Here is a 20,672-nt window from a genome sequence, read left to right on the forward strand (position 1 = left end):
GGCATGCGCTCCCACCTGTACGAGGCCGACCACGACGACTTCCGCGCCAGCGTGCGCACGTTCGTCGAGAAGGAGATCGCCCCGTTCCACGACCAGTGGGAACGGGACTCCATCGTGCCGCGCGAGGTGTGGACCGCCGGTGGCGCGCAGGGCTTCCTGGGCATCGACCAGGAGGAGCGGTTCGGCGGCGGCGGGGTCCGCGACTTCCGCTACCAGGCCGTGCTGTCGGAGGAGATGACCCGGGTCGGCGCCAGCGGGGTCGGGTTCACCCTGCACAACGACGTGGTCAGCCCGTACCTGCGCGACCTGGCCACCGAGGAGCAGCAGGCCCGCTGGGTCCCGGGCTTCTGCTCGGGGGAGCTGATCACCGCGATCGCGATGACCGAGCCCGGCACCGGCAGCGACCTGCAGGGCATCACCACGACCGCCCGCCGCGACGGCGAGGACTGGGTGCTCAACGGGTCGAAGACCTTCATCACCAACGGCATCAACGCCGACCTGGTCATCGTGGTGGCCCGCACGAACCCCGGCGCCCCGGCGTCCAAGGGCACCAGCCTGCTCGTGGTGGAGCGCGGCATGCCCGGCTTCGAGCGGGGGCGCAACCTGGACAAGGTCGGCCTCAAGGCCCAGGACACCGCGGAGCTGTTCTTCACCGACGTCCGGGTGCCGGCGGCCAACCTGCTCGGCACCGCCGACCGCGGTTTCCTGCACCTGATGGAGAACCTGCCCCAGGAGCGGCTGTCCATCGCGATCGGCGCGGTTGCCGCGATCGAGACCGTGCTGGCCCAGACCCTGGAGTACGTCACCAGCCGCACGGCGTTCGGCAAGCCGGTGGGCAGCTTCCAGAACAGCCGCTTCGTGCTCGCCGAGCTCGCCACCGAGGCCACCATCGCCCGCACCTTCGTCGACGAGTGCATCCGCCAGCTGGACGCCGGGACGCTGACCGCCGTGGACGCGGCCAAGGCGAAGTGGTGGTGCAGCGACCTGCAGAACCGGACCGCCGACCGCTGCCTGCAGCTGCACGGCGGGTACGGCTACATGAACGAGTACCCGGTCTCGAAGGCCTGGCGGGACGCCCGGGTGCAGTCCATCTACGGCGGCACCAACGAGATCATGAAGGAGATCATCGGCCGCTCGATGGGGCTCTGAGCCCTAGCGGCGGCGCCACATGAGCAGCAGGGAGACCGCCAGCAGGCACACCAGGGCGATCTGGCCGACGGTGTCCCAGGTGACCGAACCGGTGCTGGGGATCATGGCGCCAGGCTAGCCGCGGGTACCGTCGGGGACGTGCGACTGCAGGAGTTCTGGGGCCAGCTGCGGAGCCAGTTCGGCGACCTCCGCGGGGAGTCGATCGCCCGCGACCACGTGTTCTCGGCCTTCGAGGGCCGGACCGCCGTGGGCGCCATCGAGGCGGGCGTGCCGGTCCGGACGGTGTGGCTGGCGATCTGCGAGGAGTTCGACGTCCCGGTGAAGGCGCGCTGACCCGCACCGGGACGTCGGTGGCTCAGCGCCCGAGGACCTCGGCGACGTACTCGGCCAGGCTGCGGGTCGGCCGGCCGGTGAGCGCGGAGATGCCGCCCTGGCCGGCGTCGAGCTCGCCGGCGGCGATGTTGCCGTCCAGCGCGGCGACGAAGCCGGCGGTGCCCTCGTCGAGACCGGCGCCCAGCAGGGCGGCGCGGTGGTCGTCGGTCGACAGGTCCGCGTAGGTCACCTCGGTGCCGGTCTGCCGGCCGACCTCGGCGGCCAGGTCCGCGAGCACGAACGGCTGGTCCCCGCCGAGCTCGTGCACGCCCAGCGGCGGCTGCTCGGCGGTGAGGACGGCGACGGCCGCGGCGGCGAAGTCGGCGCGGGAGGCAGGCCATGCCCGCCCGGCGCCGGAGCTGCCGGCGAGCTGGCCCGAGGCCGCGGCCTGCTGGACCTGAGCGTCGTAGTTCTCCCAGTACCAGTTGTTGCGCAGCACGACCGCCGGCAGCCCGGTGGCCGTGATGGCCTCCTCGGTGGCCTTGTGCTCGGGGGCCAGGACCAGCGTGGTGTCGTCGGCCTTGGGGGCCGAGGTGTAGACGACCAGCCCGACGCCGGCCGCGGCCGCCGCCTGGAGGACGTTGGTGTGCTGGGCGACGCGCTGGCCGACCTCGCTGCCGGAGACCAGCAGCAGCCGGTCGGTCCCGGTCAGCGCGGACCGCAGCGACGCCGGGTCGGTGTAGTCGGCCACGGCGATCGCGACCCCGCGCTCGGCGAGGTCGGCGGCCCGGGAGGCGTCGCGGACGACCGCGGTGACCTCGGCGGCGGGGACGCCGGACTCCAGGAGCCCGGTGACGACGAGCCGGCCGAGCTGCCCGGTGGCTCCGGTGACGGTGATCATGCTTCCTCCTCGTATGGCACTAACTGTTGGTTAGTGCTTTCGACGAGAACGTACACTGGTCGGCGTGTCAGACGACGGCAGGTCCCCGGCTCAGGAACTCGAGGACTTCGCACCCGACGTGTTCAGCCGGGCCTGCACGTCGCGCGAGGCGCTGGAGCACGTCACTGGCAAGTGGGCGCTGCTCGCGATCTCGGCGCTGCAGGAGTCGCCGCACCGCTTCGGCGAGCTCCGTCGGCGCATCCAGGGCGTCAGCGAGAAGATGCTGGCGCAGAGCCTGCAAACCCTCGAGCGGGACGGGTGGGTGCACCGCGAGGTCCGGTCGGCCATCCCGCCGCACGTGGAGTACCGGCTGACCCCGGCCGGTGCCGACCTGGCACCCCGGTTGCTGTCGCTGATCGCCTTCGTCGAGGACCGCATGCCCGCGGTGCACGAGGCGCGCACCACCCACGACACCCGCGGCTGACGTCCGACACGCCGGGATCCCGGCGTGTCGCTGGCTTCGAACACGTGTTCGTCCTACCGTTGCTGTCCACAGGCCGGGTGCGCATCCACAGATCCGTCCGGCCCACTGTTTTTGTCGGACCCCCGTCCTAACGTCGGAACCGACCCGCAGACAGCGACTCGCAGCGACGACACCGAAGGTGGACACCATGGCAACCCTGGACCGCGACAAGGCCCTCGACATGGCCCTGGCCCAGATCGACAAGCAGTTCGGCAAGGGCTCGGTCATGCGGCTGGGCGACTCGCCCGAGGTGGCGATGAAGGTCATCCCCACCGGGTCCATCGCCCTGGACATCGCCCTGGGCGTCGGTGGCCTGCCCCGCGGCCGCGTGGTCGAGGTCTACGGCCCGGAGGCATCAGGCAAGACGACGGTCGCCCTGCACGCGGTGGCCAACGCTCAGGCCGCCGGCGGCATCGTGGCCTTCGTCGACGCCGAGCACGCGCTGGACCCCGACTACGCCCGCGCCATCGGCGTCGACACCGACGCCCTGCTGATCAGCCAGCCCGACACCGGTGAGCAGGCGCTGGAGATCGCGGACATGCTGATCCGCTCCGGTGCGCTGGACCTCATCGTCATCGACTCCGTGGCCGCCCTGGTGCCCCGCGCGGAGATCGAGGGCGAGATGGGTGACAGCCACGTCGGTCTGCAGGCCCGCCTCATGAGCCAGGCGCTGCGCAAGATCACCGGCGCCCTGAGCAACTCCGGCACGACCTGCATCTTCATCAACCAGCTGCGCGAGAAGGTGGGCGTGGTCTACGGCTCGCCCGAGGTCACCACGGGTGGGCGTGCGCTGAAGTTCTACTCCTCGGTCCGGCTGGACGTCCGCCGCATCGAGACGCTGAAGACCGGTACCGACGCCGTGGGCAGCCGGGTGCGGATCAAGGTCGTGAAGAACAAGGTCGCCGCACCCTTCAAGCAGGCCGAGCTCGACCTCATCTGGGGCACCGGGTTCAGCCGCGAGGGCGGCCTGATCGACATCGGCGTGGAGCAGGGCTTCGTCCGCAAGTCCGGCGCTTGGTACACCTACGAGGGCGACCAGCTGGGCCAGGGCAAGGAGAACGCCCGCGGCTTCCTGCGCGACAACCCGGACCTGGCCGACGAGATCGAGAAGAAGATCAAGGAGAAGCTCGGCATCGGGCCGCGGCTGGACGCCCCGGTCGACGCCGTGCCGGCTGACTTCTGAGCCCGGTGACCTCCTCCGACGACCACGGGCCGGCTGACCACGGGTCCGCCGGTGCACCGCCGGAGGTGGTCGACTTCGGCCTGCTGGACGACCTCGGGGTCACCCCCGAGCCCGAGGTCGTCGACTTCTCGGGGCTGGGCGACGTGTCGCCGGCCGACTCCGAGGTGGCCGCCACCGCGGGCATCCAGAGCACCGGCGGGGGCCAGGACGGCGGCGTCCTGGCCGACGCGGCCGGCGACCGACCGACCACCACGGTGCTGCCGGCGTCGCCGGTGGAGATGGCGCACCTGGACGAGTCGGCGCGCATTGCCGCACCGGCCGCCGAGGTCGTGGACATCGACTCCCTGGTGGCCCGCCGCCCGGCCCGCTCGACGCGACCCCCCGCTCGCGGTGGTGAGCGCCAGCGGTCGGCGCCGGAGGCACCGTCCTCCGACGACGGCGCCGAGGACGGCGGTGACCTGGACGACGCCGCGGGTGGCGCCGGGGAGCGGGCCCGCCCGAAGCGGCGGTCGTCCTTCGGCGACGGCGGGTCCCGCGGCTTCGGCGGCCGCCCGCGCGCCGGGGGCGCCGGCAAGAAGAAGCCCCGCCGCGAGTGGGGGATCCAGCTCGACGCCGAGGTCGAGGAGCCGCGACCGGCGGCACCGGCCGACCAGGCAGTCGATCCCGCCGGCGACGGCCCCGCCCCCGAGCCGCGGGCCGACCGTCAGCGGTCGGCCCCGCGCGGCCGGGCCGGTTCCTTCGGGCGGCCGCGACGGGCCGAGGGCGAGCCCCCGCCGGTGTACGAGGACCCGGAGCAGACCGCGAAGCAGATCTGCCTCACGGCACTGACGGGTGCCTCGCGCAGCCGCAAGCAGCTGGCCGACCTGCTCGCGTCCCGGGACATCCCCGACGACGTCTCGGCCGCGGTCCTCGACCGGTTCAGCGAGGTGGGGCTGGTCGACGACGCGGCCTTCGCCGCGGCGTGGGTGAGCTCGCGGCAGTCCGCCCGCGGGTTGAGCCGACGTGCGTTGTCGCACGAGCTGCGGGCCAAGGGCGTGGACCCCGAGGTCGCCTCGGTGGCGCTGGAGGCGGTCGACCCGCAGGACGAGTGGGACACCGCCCGGGCGCTGGTGGCCCGGAAGGTGCCCGGCATGCGGCGGCTGGACACCGCGACGGCGACCCGGCGGCTGACCGGCATGCTCGCCCGCAAGGGCTACGGCATGGGCCTCGCGGCCTGGGTGGTGCGCGAGGCGCTGGAGGCCGACGGCAAGGACGAAGACGCCGCGGCCGAGGCCGACGACGCGGCCCCGGACACCGCCGGTGCCGAGCCGGTCGTGCGGCGCGGGCTCTGGTCGGGGCGCCCGCTGGACGAGGAGTCCGGTGCCGAGGTCGGCGAGGGCCTCACCGTCGACGGCTACGCCCGTACCCGGTCACCTGCCCGTCGTCCCGGGGGCTTCGGCCGCCGCTGACGGCCGAAGCCCCGAGGGGCTGTCCCGAGCGGTCAGGTGGCCAGCCAGGCAGCGACGTCGACGGCGGTGCCGGCGGGGGAGTCCTCGTCGGGCACCAGCCACAGCGGGGACTCCGGGCGGCCCTCGGTCAGCCACTGCTGGATGGCGGCGTCGAAGCCCGAGGTGGTGACGGTGAGCGCAGCCGGGCCGCGCTCGGGGTCCACCGGTCGGCGGGCCGGACCGAGGAAGGTCACGTCGGACTCCGCGCCGTCGTCCCACTGCAGGACCACCCGGCAGCGCGAGCGGCGGTGCCGGGCCGGCGGCACGGCCTCCCGCACCACCGCGGACTGCGCGCCCGCAGCCGCTGCGAAGTGCGTCGCCGAGGACCGCAGCCGGCTGACGAACAGCTGCTCGGGATCGGTGCCGACCAGGTGCAGGACGGTGACGTCCGGCTCGTCGGAGGGCTCGAGGGCGAAGGCTGCGGTGGTGTCCATGGTCCCACCAGTCTCACCCGTCACAACCCAGCGTCGCGTCAACGCCACGCCGCGTGAGGGTGCGAGTTGGGCGGTTCAGACCCCCGGCGCGCGACCGGTGTCGATGGTCGACGTCGCCAGGGCGGGCGGCGCCGCGCCGGCGGCCTTGGCCGACGAGCGGGTGCGCTTCTCCACGATCTTGGCCACCTGCGACAGCGCGATGTTGATGACGATGTAGATCACCGCGGCGCCCACGTAGAGCTGGAACGTGTAGATGTTGCCGAACTGCGAGTTGAAGAACTCGACCAGGCTGCGCGCCTGACGCAGCAGCTCGAACACCCCGATGATGAAACCCAGGGACGTGTCCTTGAGCAGCACCACGAGCTGGGCGATGAGGACCGGCAGCATCCGGCGGATCGCCTGGGGGAGCAGCACCAGGGTCATCACCTGGGTCTTGCGCATGCCGAGGGCGAACGCGGCCTCGCGCTGGCCCTTGTCCACCGACAGGATGCCGGCGCGGAAGATCTCGGCCAGCACGGCCATGTTGTAGAGCGTCAGCCCGCCGACGAGGGCGGCGAACGCCGACAGCGAGATGCCGAACCCCGGCAGCACGAAGTACAGCGCGAAGATGACGACCAGCAGCGGGATGGCCCGGAAGAACTCGATGACCGTGGTCACCGGGATGCGCACCCACCGGTGCTCGGAGAGCCGGCCCACGGCCAGCAGCAGCCCGAGCACGGTCGAGGTCACCATGGCGACCGCGGCGATCCGCAGGGTCAGCAGGAGCGCGGAGCCGAAGGCCTGGGGCACGCCGGCGGCCGGGTCGAAGAGGATGGCCCAGCGGGACGGGTCCAGCTGCCCGTTGCCGTTCAGGCGCCAGAGGATGACCCCCAGCAGCGCCAGCACCAGCACACCACCGACGACGGTGCCGATGAGCTGCCGGCGCTTGGCCTTGGGGCCGGGGACGTCGAAGAGGACGAGGGAGCTCATCGGAGGATCGCCACCCGGTGCTCGATGCGGTTGAGGGCGATGGCCGCCGGCACCGTGATGATCATGTAGGCCAGCACGACGCCCAGCAGGATGAAGAGCAGGTCGTTGGGGTCGGCATTGGACAGCCGGGCCAGCAGCGAGCTGACCTCGCTGATCGAGAACCCGGCCGCGATCGAGGTGTTCTTCGCCATGGCGATGAGCACGCTGCCCAGTGGCGGCACGACGGTGCGGAACGCCTGGGGCAGCACCACGGTGGTCAGGGTCTGGCTGAAGGTCAGGCCCAGGGCACGGGCGGCCTCGGCCTGCCCGGGGGCGACGGAGTTGATGCCCGAGCGGATCGCCTCGGCGACGAAGGCCGCGGTGTAGGTGCCCACCGCGATCACCGCACCGGTGAAGAAGGGCACGACGGTGTCGATCTGCGGCAGGCCGAAGATCACGAAGAAGAAGACGACGGTCAGCGGGGTGTTGCGGAAGATCTCGACGTAGACCGTGGCCAGACCGCGCAGCGGGGCGATCGGGCTGACCCGCATGCCGGCCAGCACGGTGCCCAGGACCAGGGCGAGCACCCCGGCGAAGAGCGTCAGACCCAGGGTGTTGAGGAATGCGTCCCGGAAGAGGTCGATGTTGTCCAGGAAGAACTGCACGGTGCCTCCTCTCGGGATGGCTCAGCGAGCGGGCACGACGGTCCCCGGCCCGCCCTGCAGGGCGGGCCGGGAACGGTCGTGGGGATCAGTAGCGGTCGATCGAGGGCGGCTCGGGGGCGTCCTCACCGGTGATGGCACCGGCGGTGGCGTCCCAGGCCTCGGCCCAGGAACCGTCCTCGAAGGAGGCCTCGAGGGTGTCGTTGATGAAGTTGCGGAACTCGGTGTCGCCCAGGGAGAGGCCGATGCCGTAGGGCTCCTCGGTGAACGGGTTGCCGACCAGCTCGAAGCCCTCGGGGTTGCCGGCCACCAGGCCGGTCAGGATGACGTTGTCGGTGGTGACCGCGTCCACCTGGCCGTTGGTCAGGGCGTCGGCGCACTTGGAGTAGACGTCGAAGAGCGTCAGCGTGGCCTCGGGGTAGTTGTCCCGGATGTTCTGGGCCGGGGTGGAGCCCTCGACCGAGCAGACGTTCTTGCCCGCCAGGTCGTCGGGGCCCGCGATGCCCTCGGGGTTCCCCGCGGCGACCATGATGTCCTGGCCGGCCTCGTAGTACGGTCCGGCGAAGTCCACGAGCTGCTTGCGGGCGTCGTTGATCGTGTACGTGGCGACCACGATGTCGACGGTGCCGTTCTGGATGAACGGCTCGCGGTTGGCCGAGACGGACTCGACGAACTCGATGTCCTCCGGCGCGATGCCCAGGTTCGCCGCGATGATCGTGGCGATCTGCACGTCGAAGCCCTCGGGCTCGCCGCTGGGGTTGAGCAGGCCGAACCCGGGCTGGTCGAACTTGACGCCGACGGTCATCGTGCCGGCCTCGGCCAGCTCGGCCATGGTCGTGCCGGCCTCGAACTCGACGTCGGTCTCGACGGCGACGGTGTTGTCCGCCTGCTCCTCGGCCTGCTGGCCGGCCTCGCTGGAGCAGCCGGCCAGGACGACGCCGAAGGCGGCGGCCGCAGCGGCGTAGCGGGTGAGACGCATGGGTCCTCTTCTCGTGGGGGAGCGGTCGGTCAGTGGTTCAGGATCTTGGAGAGGAAGTCCTTGGCCCGGTCGCTGGTCGGGGAGGTGAAGAACGTCTCGGGGTCGCTGGACTCGACGATCCGGCCGCCGTCCATGAACACGACCCGGTTGGCCGCCCGGCGGGCGAAGCCCATCTCGTGGGTGACCACGACCATGGTCATGCCGTCCTTCGCCAGGCCGACCATGACCTCGAGGACCTCGTTGATCATCTCGGGGTCCAGCGCGGAGGTGGGCTCGTCGAAGAGCATCACCTTGGGGTCCATGGCCAGGGCGCGGGCGATGGCCACGCGCTGCTGCTGACCACCGGACAGCTGGGCGGGCACCTTGTCGGCCTGGTGGCCCACGCCGACCCGGTCCAGCAGCTCGCGGGCCCGCTTCTCGGCCTCGGCCTTGGACTTCCCGCGGACCTTGACCGGCCCCAGCATGACGTTCTCGAGGATCGTCTTGTGGGCGAAGAGGTTGAAGCTCTGGAACACCATGCCCACGTCGCTGCGCAGCGCGGCCAGTTCCTTGCCCTCGGCCGGCAGCGGCGTGCCGTCGATGGTGATCTCGCCCCGCTCGATCGACTCGAGCCGGTTGATGGTGCGGCACAGCGTGGACTTGCCCGAGCCCGAGGGGCCGATGACCACGACGACCTCGCCGCGGTCGATGGTCAGGTCGACGTCCTGCAGGACGTGCAGATCGCCGAACCACTTGTTGACACCGGTCAGGCGGACGAGGGGTTCTCCGGTCGGAGCGCTGGTCACGTCAGGGGACACTAGGGCGGGCCGGATACCGCTGACGAACCCGGGCGATCACGAACCTGTAACGAACCTGGCAACCAGCCACGAGTTCCCGGTGAACACATCGGTTCGGTCACGATCGGTCCGGCCCGGTCCGGTCAGGCCCGCGCCGTACCCTCGCTGTCGTCATGACGAGCACCGAGAACCGCACGTACCGGGTCCGCACCTACGGGTGCCAGATGAACGTCCACGACTCCGAACGGCTGTCGGGTCTGCTGGAGGACGCCGGGTACACCGCGGCCCCCGAGGGCGCCGAGGCCGACGTCGTCGTCCTCAACACCTGCGCCGTGCGGGAGAACGCGGACAACAAGCTGTACGGCAACCTCGGGCACCTGCGACCGGTCAAGGACGGCCACCCGGGCATGCAGATCGCCGTCGGCGGCTGCCTGGCCCAGAAGGACCGCGCCTCGATCGTCACCCGCGCCCCCTGGGTCGACGTCGTCTTCGGCACCCACAACGTGGGCTCGCTGCCCGCGCTGCTGGAGCGCGCCCGGCACAACGACGAGGCCCAGGTGGAGATCAAGGAGGCCCTCGAGGTCTTCCCGAGCTCCCTGCCGGCCAAGCGGGACAGCGCCTACGCCGGCTGGGTCTCCATCAGCGTCGGCTGCAACAACACCTGCACGTTCTGCATCGTCCCGGCCCTGCGCGGCAAGGAGCGCGACCGGCGCCCCGGCGACGTGCTCGCCGAGGTCCAGGCGCTGGTCGACCAGGGCGTGCTCGAGGTGACCCTGCTGGGCCAGAACGTCAACGCCTACGGCGTGGAGTTCCGCGAGCGGGGGGCGTTCGCCGACCTGCTGCGCTCGGCCGGCCGGATCGAGGGCCTGGAGCGCGTCCGGTTCACCAGCCCGCACCCGCGGGAGTTCACCGACGACGTGATCGAGGCGATGGCGGAGACCCCCGCGGTCTGCCCGCAGCTGCACATGCCGCTGCAGTCCGGGTCCGACGACGTGCTGCGCCGGATGCGGCGGGGTTACCGGCAGGACCGCTACCTCGGCATCATCGACCGGGTCCGCGCCGCGATGCCGCACGCCGCGATCACCACCGACATCATCGTGGGCTTCCCGGGCGAGACCGAGGCGGATTTCCAGCAGACCCTGGACGTCGTCGCCGCGGCCCGGTTCGCCAGCGCGTTCACCTTCCAGTACTCCAAGCGCCCCGGGACGCCGGCCGCCGAGATGGACGTCCAGCTGCCCAAGGAGGTCGTGCAGGAGCGATACCTGCGGCTGACCGCCCTGCAGGAGGAGATCAGCTGGTCGGAGAACCTCGCGGTCGTCGGGCGCACGGTCGAGCTGCTGGTCGCCTCGGGCGAGGGCAGCAAGGACGCCGACCGCGGCCGGCTGTCCGGCCGGGCCCGCGACGGGCGGTTGGTGCACTTCACCAGCGCGGACGGCATCCGGCCCGGGGACGTCGTCGAGACCGTCGTGACCGCCGCCAAGCCGCACTTCCTCATCGCCGACGGCCCGCTGCTGTCCCACCGCCGCACCCGGGCGGGCGACGCCGGGGAGGCCGGCGTGCGACCGAGCACCCGCGGCATCGGGCTCGGCATGCCCACCGTCGGGGTGCCCGTCGCCCTACCACCGGCCCCCGCCTGCGGCTGAGCCGTCGTCCACCGCGGGGGTGGTTGTCCACAGATCCGGCGCGGGCCTGTCGGGCCCGTCCGGCGCCGCAGAGGCTGCGGGGCANCGTGCGGGGTGACCTGGGTGGTCTCGGCTGCGGTCTCGGCGGGGGTCTCGGCGGCTGCCGGGGTGCCGGCGTCGTCGGTGGTCGGCGGGGTGGCGTCGGCGGCCTCGGTGACCGCGGACTCCGTCCGCACCTCCGTGGTGGCGCTCTCGGTGCCGTCGGTGTCGCTGGCGCCGACCGCGTCGGTGGTCTCGACGGTCTCCGAGACGTCCAGGGCGTCGCCGGCGGCCGGCACGTCGGCGGCGGCCATCACCTCGGCGGTGTCCGGGACGACCTCGCCCTCCCCGTCCGGCACGGCCTCGACCGGGGCGTCGGCGGCCCCGGCGGGGTCGTCGGCGGGCGCCTGCTCGGTGTCCGCGGCCGGCTCCGTCGTCCCCGCGTCCGCGGTCGCCGGGGCGGCGTCCTCGGTGGGGGCGACCAGCTCGGCGTCCGCGGGTTCGGCGGCGGCCGGGGTACCGGCCTCGGGGGTGACGGCGTCCGACCCGGCGGCCGGGCCGGGGTCGGCCACGACCTCCTCCGGCTGCGGGGTCACGTCTGCGGTGTTCTCCGTGCTCGACACGCAGCAGAGTCTTCCACGCGGTCATCGGCGACACTCGCCCCGTGAGCCCCGATCCGCCCCCGGTCGCCGTCGCCGTCGCGTTCTGCCCCCACCCGCCGCTGCTGGTCCCCGAGCTGGAGGGCACCGCGGCGCCCGAGACCGACCGCGTGCGGATCGCCTGCGGGGAGGCGCTGCAGACCGTGCTGGGCCTGCGGCCCGACGTCGTGCTGGTGGTGGGCGACGGTCCGCCCGGTGTCCGCTACGGCCCCGGGGACGCCGGTGACCTGCAGCCGTGGGGCGGCAGCGGCCGGCAGCCCTTCGCCGGCCGCGCCCGCCCGGGCGGCCGCCGGCTCCCGCTGGCGCACACCGTCGGCGCCTGGCTGCTCGACCAGGCCGGGCACGACGGCCTCCGGCTCGGGAGCGCCCCCGGCGACCTGGCGGAGGCCCTGACCGACCTGCCCGGGCCGGTCGGTGTCCTGGCCATGGGGGACGGGTCGGCGCGGCGCACCGCCAAGGCCCCCGGCGCCCTCGACCCGGCCGCGGCCGGCTTCGACGCCGGGGTCGCCGAGGCGCTCCGGGCCGGCGACCCGGCCGCCCTGGCCGCGCTCGACGTGGCCGAGGGCCACCGGTTGCTGGCCGCCGGCACGGACACCTGGACGGCGGTGGGCGCGGCGCTGGTCGGCCGGGCGGTCACCGCGCGCCTGCTGCTGGACGACGCCCCGTTCGGCGTCGGCTACCTGGTCGCCGACTGGTTGCTCGCCGACGTCCCGGACGGCGTCCCGGGGTGGTTGCAGCCGTGAGCGCACCGCCCGTGGTGGCGGTGGTGGGCCCGACCGCGACCGGCAAGACCGCCGTGGCGGTGGCCCTGGCGCACCGGCTGGGCGGCGAGGTGGTCAACGCCGACTCCATGCAGCTCTACCGCGGCATGGACATCGGCACCGCCAAGCCGACCGCCGCCGAGCGCGACGGCGTGGCCCACCACCTCATGGACCTGTGGCACGTGCGGGAGCCGGCCAGCGTCGTGGACTACCGGACGCGGGCGCGGGCCGAGGTGGACCGGCTCCGGGCCGCGGGCGTCGTCCCGCTGCTGGTGGGCGGTTCGGGGCTGTACGTGCGGGCCGTGCTGGACACCCTGGAGTTCCCCGGCACCGACCCGGAGCTGCGGGCCCGTCTGGAGGGCGAGCTGGCGGAGGTCGGCCCGGCGGTGCTGCACGGGCGGCTGGCCGCGGTGGACCCGGCCGCTGCGGCCGCGATCCTGCCCAGCAACGGCCGGCGGGTGGTGCGCGCCCTGGAGGTGGTGGAGCTGACCGGCCGCCCGTTCGCCGCCTCGATGCCCGAGCCGCGGCCGCACTACCCGGCCGTGGTCGTCGGCCTGGACCGCGACCCCGCCGAGCTCGACGAGCGGGTCGCCGCCCGGGTGGACCGGATGTGGGCCGACGGGTTCGTCGACGAGGTGGTCGGGCTGGCGGCCGACGGGCTGCGCGAGGGCCCCACGGCCTCCCGCGCCCTGGGGTACGCCCAGGTGCTCCGCCAGCTCGACGGCGACCTGTCCGCCGACGACGCCCGGGCGGAGACGGTGCGCACCACCCGCCGGTTCGTCCGCCGGCAGCGCTCCTGGTTCCGCCGCGACGCGTCGGTGACCTGGCTGGACGCCGGCGGCGCCGACGTCGTCGACCGCGCGCTCTCTACGATCGGGGCGTGATCGACGCGAGCGGGCCCCGGGTCCTCAAGGGCCACGGCACCCAGAACGACTTCGTGGTGCTGCCCGACCCCGACGGCACCGTCTGGCCCGAGGACCGGCTGGACGCCGCGCTGGTCCGCCGGCTGTGCGACCGGCAGGAGGGCCTGGGCGCCGACGGCGTGCTCCGGGTGGTCCCCAGCGCGCACGTGCCCGACGCCGCCGCCGTCCTCGGCGACGCCCTCGACGAGTGCACCTGGTTCATGGACCACCGCAACGCCGACGGCTCCCACGCCGAGATGTGCGGCAACGGCATCCGGCTCTACCTGCACGTCCTGGTCGCCGAGGGGTTGCTGGACGTCGAGCAGGCCCGCGCCGGCGTGCTGGTCGGCACCCGCGGCGGTCCGCGCCGGGTGGGTCAGGGCGCCGACGGCTACTGGGTGGACATGGGGCCGGCCCGCCCGCTGGGTCGCGGCGAGGCCGTGCTGTCCGGCGTGACCTACCCCGGCACCGGCGTCTCGATGGGCAACCCGCACCTGGTCTGCCTGACCGACGTCGCCCTGGAGTCCCTGGACCTGGCGCACGCGCCGGCCGTCGACCCGGCGCTGTTCCCCGACGGGGTCAACGTGGAGCTGGTCAACGTGCTGTCGGCGGAGGAGGGCCCGTCCGGCACCACGGCGCACGTCCGGCTGCGGGTCTCCGAGCGCGGGGTGGGGGAGACCCGCTCGTGCGGCACCGGTGCCTGCGCCGCGGCGTGGGCGGCGCTGGACGCCGGGGGCCGCAGCGCCGGCACGGTGACCGTCGACGTCCCGGGCGGCCGGTTGTCCGTCGAGGTCACCCCGGGCACCACCGTCCTGTCCGGGCCCGCCGTCGTGGTCAGCTCGGGGACGCTGACCCGGGAGTGGCTGGGCTGACCTCGACCGGTTCGGGCGCCGTCGCGTCGAGCTCGACGGGCAGGTCGCGCATCCCGACCAGCGGGCTGGCCAGCACGGGCACCGCGGCGAGCGCCTGGACTGCGACGGCCACCCACAGCGTCGGCAGCACCCCGATCGCCGTCCCCAGGACCCCGCCGAGCAGGCCGCCCACCGGCAGCGTCCCGAACACCAGGAAGCGCACCGAGGCGTTCATCCGGCCCAGCAACCGCGGCGGGCACAGCCGCTGCCGGAAGCTGACGTGCGTGACGTTGTAGACGATCACCGCGAAGCTGGCGGCGAACCAGGAGACGACCAGCACCAGGGACGGCGCCCCGAGCGCGGCCAGCGGCAGTCCTGCGCCCGCGACGGCGAAGGCGACGGCGGCGACCGGGATGGTCCGGCCCTCCCCGACGACCCGGGCGACCCGGGCCGCGGCGACCGCACCGACCAGCCCGCCGACGGCTCCGGCGGAGAAGACGAACCCGACGGTGGCCTCGGACAGGCCCAGCTCGCGCAGGGCGAAGAGCACCAGCAGGGCGCCGGTCATCGACCCGCCCAGGTTGGCCAGCGCCGTGCAGGTGACCATCCGCCGCAGCAGGGGGTGGCCGACGACGAAGGACAGGCCCTCGGCGATCTCGGTGCGCAGCGGCCGGCGGGCGGCCCGCTCGGGGACGACGCCCGGCGTCCGGATGCGGGCCAGGAACACCGCCGAGACCAGGAAGGTCGCGGCGTTCACCAGGATCAGCACGGGGGCGGCGAGCACCCGCAGCAGGACGCCGGTCAGCCCGGGCCCGACCACCTGGGCCACCGCGCGGCTGGCCTCCAGCTTGCCGTTGCCGTCGACGATCTGGCTGCGCTCCACCAGCACCGGCAGGTAGCTCTGGTAGCCCACGTCGAAGAAGACGGTGGCCGTGCCGACCACGGCGGCCACCAGGTAGAGCTGGCCGAGGGTGAGCGCGTCGGCCAGGTAGGCCACCGGGATGGTCGCCAGCGCGGCGCCGCGGACCAGGTCGGCGCTGACCAGCACCCGACGGCGGCGCCAGCGGTCCACCCAGGCACCGGCCGGCAGCGCGATGAGCAGGAACGCCGCGGTCTCCAGCGCCGTCAGCACACCCATCTGCAGCGGGGTGGCCTGCAGCAGGGTCACCGCCAGCACCGGCAGGGCGACCATCGTGACCTGGGTGCCGATCTGGCTGACGGTCTCCGACGCCCAGAGCTGCCGGAAGTCGTGGTGCCGCCACAGGGAGCTCATGCCGACAGCCTCGGGCCAGTGATTGGGAGAAGTCAATCGCTGCGTAGGATGTCGGCGTGTCGCGCAGCGGGTGGGGGGAGCGCCGTCCGGCCACGGACGCCGAGGCCAAGGCGCTGGCGTCCGGGGTGCGGCTGCGGATCCTCCGGCTGTGCCTGGACCGGCCGCTGACCAACCGGGAGATCGCCGTCCGGCTCGAGCGCAACCCGGCCAGCGTGCTGCACCACGTGCGCACCCTGGTCGACACCGGGTTCCTGGTCGCCGAGGCGGCCCGGCGCGGGGCCCGCGGGGCGCGCGAGGTGCCCTACCGCGCGACCGGGCGGTCCTGGCAGCTGGACCTCTCCGACCAGCCCGCACCGGCCCGGGACCCGATCCTGGCGGCGTTCCTCGGCGAGGTGGCCGCGGTGGGGGAGTCCCGCCTGCGCAGCTCCCGGCTGGGCCTGCGGCTGGATCCCGCGCACGAGCAGGAGTTCACCGACGAGCTGTACGGGCTGCTCGACCGCTGGGCCACCCGGGCGCCCGACGACGGCGGCCAGCGGTGGTCGGTCTACCTCGGGATGCACCCCGAGGACTGACCCGGGCGGGAAGGCCGCACCACCCGCCGGTGTTGTGCAGATCGGTAATCAGGTGCTCCCCGCGCGGGGAGCGTGTCACGCTGGGAGACGATGACGACAGCACAGAACCGGGCCGTACTCGAGGACGCCGCCGCACGCGCCGACAAGGCAGCCGTGCCGCCCGCCCCGACCGACGCACGCCCCGCACCGCGGGGGCAGTGGGAGGAGCCCGACGACACCACCGGCTCCTACGTCAAGGAGGAGCGCGGGGCGCTGCGCCGGGTGGCCGGCCTGTCCACCGAGCTCACCGACGTCACCGAGGTCGAGTACCGGCAGCTCCGCCTGGAGCGGGTGGTCCTGGTCGGTGTGTGGACCGAGGGCACCGCGGCCGACGCGGACCGCTCGCTGGCCGAGCTGGCCGCCCTCGCCGAGACCGCGGGCTCCGAGGTCCTGGAGGCGGTGATCCAGCGGCGGGACAAACCCGACGCCGGCACGTACGTGGGCTCGGGCAAGGCGGCCGAGATCCGCGAGATCGTCGCCGCGACCGGTGCCGACACCGTCATCTGCGACGGTGAGCTCGCCCCCGGTCAGCTCAACCAGCTGGAGAAGATCCTCAAGGTCAAGGTGGTCGACCGGACCGCGCTGATCCTGGACATCTTCGCCCAGCACGCCTCGTCCCGGGAGGGCAAGGCCCAGGTCGAGCTGGCCCAGATGCAGTACATGCTGCCGCGGCTGCGCGGGTGGGGTGAGTCGCTGTCCCGGCAGGCCGGTGGTCGTGTCGCCGGCGGTGGCGGCATCGGTACCCGTGGCCCCGGTGAGACCAAGATCGAGACCGACCGGCGACGGATCCGGGCCCGGGTCAGCAAGCTGCGTCGGGAGATCGCCGGAATGGCGACCGCCCGGGCGACCCAGCGCTCCAGCCGGGACCGCAACAAGGTGCCCTCGGTGGCGATCGCCGGGTACACCAACGCCGGCAAGTCCAGCCTGCTCAACCGGCTCACCGACGCCGGCGTGCTGGTGCAGGACTCGCTGTTCGCCACGCTGGACCCCACGGTCCGCCGGGCCGAGACGCCCGACGGCCAGGACTACACGCTCACCGACACCGTGGGGTTCGTGCGGCACCTGCCGCACCAGCTGGTCGACGCCTTCCGCTCCACGCTGGAGGAGGTGGCCGCCGCCGACCTGCTGGTGCACGTCGTCGACGGCTCCGACCCCGACCCGCTGGGCCAGATCGACGCGGTGCACGTGGTCCTCGGCGAGATCGACGCCTCGGCGGTGCCGGAGCTGATCGTGGTCAACAAGGTCGACGCCATGGCCCCCGACGACGTCCTGGCGCTGCGCCAGGCGCTGCCCGGTGCGCAGTGGGTCTCGGCGGCCACCGGCGAGGGGATCGAGGAGCTGCGGGCGGTCATCGCCGGGCGGCTGCCACACCCCGACGTCGACGTCGACGTCCTGGTGCCCTTCGACCGCGGCGACCTGGTGTCCCGGGTGCACGCCGACGGCGAGGTGCTCAGCGAGGAGTTCTCCGGCGAGGGCACCCGGCTGCACGCCCGGGTCGACGGTGCCCTGGCCGCTGCGCTCGGCGAGTTCGGCGCTCCCCGGAGCTGACGCCGAGGGTCACGGGGAGGTCACAGCCGGGCGGTACCGTGCCGGTGTGACCTCCCCGAGCGCTGCCGCGCCCGCCCGGCGCGGTCCCGCGGTCATCGGGACCGGTCGCCCCGCCTGGTGGGCGGTGGCGGTGGGCGTCGTGGTCACCGTGCTGGTCACGGTCAACCTGCTGGCCCGCGGGGTCCTCGAGCGGATGGACCTGCGGGTCTCCGAGGTGGTCAGCGACTGGGGGCTGCGGGACTCGGTGGCCTACTGGCCGGTGTGGGTGTTCACCCAGGCCGGCGGCCGGGTGACGATCCTGCTGGTCCTGGCCGGCCTCGTCGGCTGGATCGCCTGGCGCCGGCGCTCGGTCGTCCCGCTGGTCCGGGTGCTGGTCGCCCTCGCCCTGCTCACCGCGGTCGTCTACGCGTTCAAGTACGGCACCGGCCGGACGGCGCCGGCCTACCCGGGATCCTTCTTCCACCGGGACGGCGCGTCCTACCCGTCGGGGCACGTGGCCAACGCCGTCCTCATGTGGGGCGTCGCGCGGTGGCAGGCGGTCGACTTCGGGTTGCCCGACCGGGTGCAGCGGGCGTTCTGGGTGCTCTCGGTGGCCGGCCCGCTCGTGACGGGTGTGGCCATGGTGGCGCTGGACTTCCACTGGGTCACGGATGCACTGGTGGGAGCTGCAGTGGGGGTGGTCCTGCTGGGCGTGGTGCATGCACTCGACGCAGTCGTCCTGTCACGCTTCGTACATGATCGAGCACGGCGGACCGCTGCCTGAGGCCCGGACCCGGAGGTCCTGGGCCCGGTCGCGGACTGCCGTCGGCGCGCTGCTGTGCGCAGCGGTCGTGGCCGGCCCGTTCCTGCCCGGCTCCTTCCTCTCCAACGGTGTCCCGCGCAGCGGGGTCGAGACCGCCGCCGCCGAGGAGGCCGTGGCCCTCTACGGCGACCCGCTGGACCTCTGCGCGGTCACCGACGCCCGCCTGCCCGAGATCTCCGGGCTGGCCGTGAGCGGCTCGACGACGCTGGCGATGAACGACGGCGGCGACGCCGTGACGGTGTACGAGCTCGACGGCAGCTGCGCGGTCACCGGCGAGCGCACCGCCGCGGTGGACCCCTACGACCCCGAGGACATGGCGCTGGCCGCCGACGGCACCGTCTGGCTGGCCGACACCGGCGACAACCGGCTCAGCCGGACGACGGTGGCCCTCATCGCCCTCGCCCCCGACGGTGCCGCCACGGTGTACCGGATGTCCTACCCGGACGGTCCGCGGGACGTCGAGGCCCTGTTGCTGGCCCCCGACGGCACGCCCTACCTGGTGACCAAGGAGGTGCTGGGCACCAGCGAGGTCTACCGCCCGGCCCAGGCCCTGGACGCCGGTGCGGTCGTGCCGCTGGAGCAGGTGGCCGACCTGGCCTTCTCCCTCACCGGCACCGAGGGCGGCCCGGTCGGCCGCGCCGGGCAGCTGCTGGTCACCGGCGGCGCGGTCAGCCCGGACGGCGCCGTGCTGGCCCTGCGCACCTACACCGACGCCTACGTCTGGGCACTGGCCGGCTCCGACGTCCCGGCTGCGCTGGCCACGGCCCCGGTCATCGTCCCGCTGCCGGCCGCGCCCCAGGGCGAGGCCATCGCCTTCGCCGCCGACGGGCGCAGCCTGGTCGTGACCGGCGAGGGCCTGCCGGCGTCGGTCACCGCGCTGCCGGCGGCCGGTGCCCTGGCGCCGGCCGCGTCGACCGCCCCGGCGGAGGCCGTGGGCGCCACCGCCACCGCGGCGGGTGCCCCGCTGTCCCCGTGGACCGCCGGGGCGATCGCCGTCGTCGCCGCGGCCGTGCTGGTGGCCGGCGTCGGACGTCTCCGCCGCCGCTGACCCACCCGCGCGCCCGGCCGGCGGCGCACCCTCCCCGGCGCACCGCCCGGACCGGTCAGACCCGGCGCAGCACCGTCACCACGCGGCCCAGCACCGTGGCGTCGTCGCCCGGGATGGGCTCGAAGGCCGGGTTGTGCGGCAGCAGCCAGACGTGGCCGTCGCGCCGCTTGTAGGTCTTGACCGTCGCCTCGCCGTCGATCATGGCAGCCACGATCTCGCCGTTCTCGGCGGTCGCCTGCTGGCGCACCACGACCCAGTCGCCGTCGCAGATCGCCGCGTCGATCATCGACTCACCGGCCACCTTGAGCATGAACAACGTGCCCTCGCCGACCAGTTCGCGCGGGAGCGGGAACACGTCCTCCACGGCCTGCTCGGCCAGCACGGGTCCACCGGCGGCGATCCGGCCGACCAGGGGCACGTAGGTGGGGACGGGGACCCGGGGGTCGTCGACCCCGCTGGCGCCGCCCGAGGCGGCCAGCCCGGCGCCGGACTGCTCGGCCTCCGGGTGGTCGCCGGGCAGCCGGACGTCCAGGGCCCGCGGCCGGTTGGGGTCGCGCCGCAGCCAGCCCTTCTTCTGCAGGGTGGACAGCTGGTGGGCCACCGAGGAGGCCGACGACAGCCCGACGGCCTCGCCGATCTCCCGGACGCTGGGCGGGTAGCCGCGCCGCTCGACGGAGTCGCGGATGACCTCGAGCACGCGGCGCTGCCGCTGGGTGAGCCCGTCGCCGGCCTCACCGCGCTCGGGGAACTCGCGCACCGACGCGCCGCGCTCGCCGGTCGCCGGCTCGGCGGTGGTCCGGGCCTTGGTCCGGCCGGGGCGCTTGGTGCTGCCGCCGGTACCGCCGGGGGTGTCTCCCGCGCTCGCCACGTGTCCTCCTCGTCGGCCGCGTGCCGCGACCGTGCCGTCCGGCCGGTCCTCGCGGGGGGCCGGGTGGCCGTACCGCGGACCGGGGTGATCGATACGGACGGTAACGCCTCGACGCCGATTGTTCAAACACGTGTTCGAAGTTCCACCGGTGTCATCTCGATTTTGTCGGACCGGTGGGGTAGACATCCGCACAGACGTTCGATCGAACAGCCGTTCGACCGGGATGGGCCCGCGAGGGTCCGCGCCACCGACAGGAGCCGCCCCCATGGCCAGCACCGCGACCACCCTCCGCACCCTCCCGACCGCCCACCCCGCCCGGGCCGGGTGGTTCCCGCGACGGGCGACGACCCGGGTC

Annotated in this window: 21 protein-coding genes; 13 read left to right on the plus strand and 8 right to left on the minus strand. The window is 73.8% G+C overall.

Annotation, left to right across the window (positions count from 1 at the left end):
• The first annotated feature begins 3 nt into the window (after positions 1 to 3).
• The gene (locus tag LFA75_RS18280; protein ID WP_225235023.1) at positions 4 to 1,149 is read left to right on the plus strand and encodes an acyl-CoA dehydrogenase family protein; all 1,146 of its coding nucleotides are present in this window, start codon (positions 4 to 6) and stop codon (positions 1,147 to 1,149) included.
• 138 nt (positions 1,150 to 1,287) lie between these two features.
• Complete coding sequence (locus LFA75_RS18285; RefSeq protein ID WP_225235024.1) at positions 1,288 to 1,482, plus strand: DUF3046 domain-containing protein; 195 nt, start codon at positions 1,288 to 1,290, stop codon at positions 1,480 to 1,482.
• 22 nt (positions 1,483 to 1,504) lie between these two features.
• Here LFA75_RS18285 and LFA75_RS18290 read toward each other — a convergent pair whose 3' ends face one another.
• Positions 1,505 to 2,362 (minus strand): NAD(P)H-binding protein, encoded by an 858-nt coding sequence (locus LFA75_RS18290; protein ID WP_225235025.1) that lies wholly within the window; start codon positions 2,360 to 2,362, stop codon positions 1,505 to 1,507.
• Between the two features lie 64 nt (positions 2,363 to 2,426).
• Between LFA75_RS18290 and LFA75_RS18295 the strand changes: the two genes are divergently transcribed.
• From LFA75_RS18295 to LFA75_RS18305, 3 genes are all read left to right on the plus strand, one after another.
• Entirely contained in the window at positions 2,427 to 2,825 is a 399-nt protein-coding gene (locus tag LFA75_RS18295) for a winged helix-turn-helix transcriptional regulator (protein WP_225235026.1), read from the plus strand.
• Positions 2,826 to 3,012: 187 nt separating this feature from the next.
• Positions 3,013 to 4,047, plus strand: coding sequence for a recombinase RecA (gene recA, locus LFA75_RS18300; RefSeq protein WP_091248578.1), 1,035 nt, complete (start codon positions 3,013 to 3,015; stop codon positions 4,045 to 4,047).
• A 5-nt stretch (positions 4,048 to 4,052) separates the two neighbouring features.
• Positions 4,053 to 5,495: a RecX family transcriptional regulator gene (locus LFA75_RS18305; RefSeq protein WP_225235027.1), complete on the plus strand. Its 1,443-nt coding sequence runs from the start codon at positions 4,053 to 4,055 to the stop codon at positions 5,493 to 5,495.
• A gap of 32 nt (positions 5,496 to 5,527) precedes the next feature.
• Here LFA75_RS18305 and LFA75_RS18310 read toward each other — a convergent pair whose 3' ends face one another.
• From LFA75_RS18310 to LFA75_RS18330, 5 genes are all read right to left on the minus strand, one after another.
• Positions 5,528 to 5,968, minus strand: coding sequence for a hypothetical protein (locus LFA75_RS18310; protein WP_225235028.1), 441 nt, complete (start codon positions 5,966 to 5,968; stop codon positions 5,528 to 5,530).
• A gap of 75 nt (positions 5,969 to 6,043) precedes the next feature.
• Complete coding sequence (locus tag LFA75_RS18315; protein WP_225235029.1) at positions 6,044 to 6,937, minus strand: amino acid ABC transporter permease; 894 nt, start codon at positions 6,935 to 6,937, stop codon at positions 6,044 to 6,046.
• Complete coding sequence (locus LFA75_RS18320; protein ID WP_225235030.1) at positions 6,934 to 7,581, minus strand: amino acid ABC transporter permease; 648 nt, start codon at positions 7,579 to 7,581, stop codon at positions 6,934 to 6,936. Before LFA75_RS18320 ends, LFA75_RS18315 begins: the two co-directional genes overlap by 4 nt.
• A gap of 85 nt (positions 7,582 to 7,666) precedes the next feature.
• Positions 7,667 to 8,557 carry a glutamate ABC transporter substrate-binding protein gene (locus LFA75_RS18325; protein ID WP_225235031.1) on the minus strand — a complete coding sequence of 297 codons (891 nt, stop codon included), beginning with the start codon at positions 8,555 to 8,557 and terminating at the stop codon, positions 7,667 to 7,669.
• Positions 8,558 to 8,586: 29 nt separating this feature from the next.
• Positions 8,587 to 9,342, minus strand: coding sequence for an amino acid ABC transporter ATP-binding protein (locus tag LFA75_RS18330; RefSeq protein WP_225235032.1), 756 nt, complete (start codon positions 9,340 to 9,342; stop codon positions 8,587 to 8,589).
• A gap of 164 nt (positions 9,343 to 9,506) precedes the next feature.
• Between LFA75_RS18330 and miaB the strand changes: the two genes are divergently transcribed.
• The 4 genes from miaB (at position 9,507) to dapF (ending at position 14,188) form a co-directional block, all read left to right on the plus strand.
• On the plus strand, positions 9,507 to 10,976 hold the full coding sequence (gene miaB, locus LFA75_RS18335; RefSeq protein ID WP_225235033.1) for a tRNA (N6-isopentenyl adenosine(37)-C2)-methylthiotransferase MiaB: 1,470 nt from the start codon (positions 9,507 to 9,509) through the stop codon (positions 10,974 to 10,976).
• 682 nt (positions 10,977 to 11,658) lie between these two features.
• Complete coding sequence (locus LFA75_RS18340; RefSeq protein WP_225235034.1) at positions 11,659 to 12,396, plus strand: class III extradiol dioxygenase subunit B-like domain-containing protein; 738 nt, start codon at positions 11,659 to 11,661, stop codon at positions 12,394 to 12,396.
• Positions 12,393 to 13,298 carry a tRNA (adenosine(37)-N6)-dimethylallyltransferase MiaA gene (gene miaA, locus LFA75_RS18345; protein ID WP_225235035.1) on the plus strand — a complete coding sequence of 302 codons (906 nt, stop codon included), beginning with the start codon at positions 12,393 to 12,395 and terminating at the stop codon, positions 13,296 to 13,298. The genes LFA75_RS18340 and miaA overlap by 4 nt, the downstream gene beginning before the upstream one ends.
• Positions 13,295 to 14,188 carry a diaminopimelate epimerase gene (gene dapF, locus LFA75_RS18350; RefSeq protein WP_225235036.1) on the plus strand — a complete coding sequence of 298 codons (894 nt, stop codon included), beginning with the start codon at positions 13,295 to 13,297 and terminating at the stop codon, positions 14,186 to 14,188. The genes miaA and dapF overlap by 4 nt, the downstream gene beginning before the upstream one ends.
• Here the strand turns inward: dapF and LFA75_RS18355 are convergent.
• Positions 14,151 to 15,440 carry an MFS transporter gene (locus LFA75_RS18355; protein ID WP_225235037.1) on the minus strand — a complete coding sequence of 430 codons (1,290 nt, stop codon included), beginning with the start codon at positions 15,438 to 15,440 and terminating at the stop codon, positions 14,151 to 14,153. The genes dapF and LFA75_RS18355 overlap by 38 nt on opposite strands.
• A gap of 56 nt (positions 15,441 to 15,496) precedes the next feature.
• Between LFA75_RS18355 and LFA75_RS18360 the strand changes: the two genes are divergently transcribed.
• From LFA75_RS18360 to LFA75_RS18375, 4 genes are all read left to right on the plus strand, one after another.
• Entirely contained in the window at positions 15,497 to 16,012 is a 516-nt protein-coding gene (locus LFA75_RS18360) for an ArsR/SmtB family transcription factor (protein WP_225235038.1), read from the plus strand.
• 90 nt (positions 16,013 to 16,102) lie between these two features.
• Positions 16,103 to 17,599, plus strand: coding sequence for a GTPase HflX (hflX, locus tag LFA75_RS18365; protein ID WP_225235039.1), 1,497 nt, complete (start codon positions 16,103 to 16,105; stop codon positions 17,597 to 17,599).
• A gap of 46 nt (positions 17,600 to 17,645) precedes the next feature.
• Positions 17,646 to 18,362, plus strand: coding sequence for a phosphatase PAP2 family protein (locus LFA75_RS18370; protein ID WP_225235040.1), 717 nt, complete (start codon positions 17,646 to 17,648; stop codon positions 18,360 to 18,362).
• A complete protein-coding gene (locus LFA75_RS18375) occupies positions 18,334 to 19,449 on the plus strand; it encodes an esterase-like activity of phytase family protein (protein WP_225235041.1) in 1,116 nt (371 codons plus the stop codon). The genes LFA75_RS18370 and LFA75_RS18375 overlap by 29 nt, the downstream gene beginning before the upstream one ends.
• A gap of 55 nt (positions 19,450 to 19,504) precedes the next feature.
• On the opposite strand, the gene lexA is transcribed toward LFA75_RS18375, so the two are convergent.
• Positions 19,505 to 20,317, minus strand: a complete 813-nt coding sequence (lexA, locus tag LFA75_RS18380; protein WP_380093197.1) for a transcriptional repressor LexA — start codon at positions 20,315 to 20,317, stop codon at positions 19,505 to 19,507.
• Positions 20,318 to 20,672 lie beyond the last annotated feature (355 nt).

The organism is Klenkia terrae (assembly GCF_900491935.1).
In the GTDB taxonomy this organism is placed as follows: Bacteria; Actinomycetota; Actinomycetes; order Mycobacteriales; family Geodermatophilaceae; genus Klenkia; species Klenkia terrae.

Excerpts from the sequence above, each read along its gene's own strand:
- LFA75_RS18310 (WP_225235028.1), bottom strand. The coding sequence starts at position 5,968 with ATGGACACCACCGCAGCCTTCGCCCTCGAGCCCTCCGACGAGCCGGAC.
- LFA75_RS18375 (WP_225235041.1), top strand. The coding sequence starts at position 18,334 with ATGATCGAGCACGGCGGACCGCTGCCTGAGGCCCGGACCCGGAGGTCC.
- LFA75_RS18290 (WP_225235025.1), bottom strand. The coding sequence starts at position 2,362 with ATGATCACCGTCACCGGAGCCACCGGGCAGCTCGGCCGGCTCGTCGTC.
- LFA75_RS18315 (WP_225235029.1), bottom strand. The coding sequence starts at position 6,937 with ATGAGCTCCCTCGTCCTCTTCGACGTCCCCGGCCCCAAGGCCAAGCGC.
- LFA75_RS18325 (WP_225235031.1), bottom strand. The coding sequence starts at position 8,557 with ATGCGTCTCACCCGCTACGCCGCTGCGGCCGCCGCCTTCGGCGTCGTC.
- hflX (WP_225235039.1), top strand. The coding sequence starts at position 16,103 with ATGACGACAGCACAGAACCGGGCCGTACTCGAGGACGCCGCCGCACGC.
- miaB (WP_225235033.1), top strand. The coding sequence starts at position 9,507 with ATGACGAGCACCGAGAACCGCACGTACCGGGTCCGCACCTACGGGTGC.
- LFA75_RS18355 (WP_225235037.1), bottom strand. The coding sequence starts at position 15,440 with ATGAGCTCCCTGTGGCGGCACCACGACTTCCGGCAGCTCTGGGCGTCG.
- LFA75_RS18280 (WP_225235023.1), top strand. The coding sequence starts at position 4 with ATGCGCTCCCACCTGTACGAGGCCGACCACGACGACTTCCGCGCCAGC.
- recA (WP_091248578.1), top strand. The coding sequence starts at position 3,013 with ATGGCAACCCTGGACCGCGACAAGGCCCTCGACATGGCCCTGGCCCAG.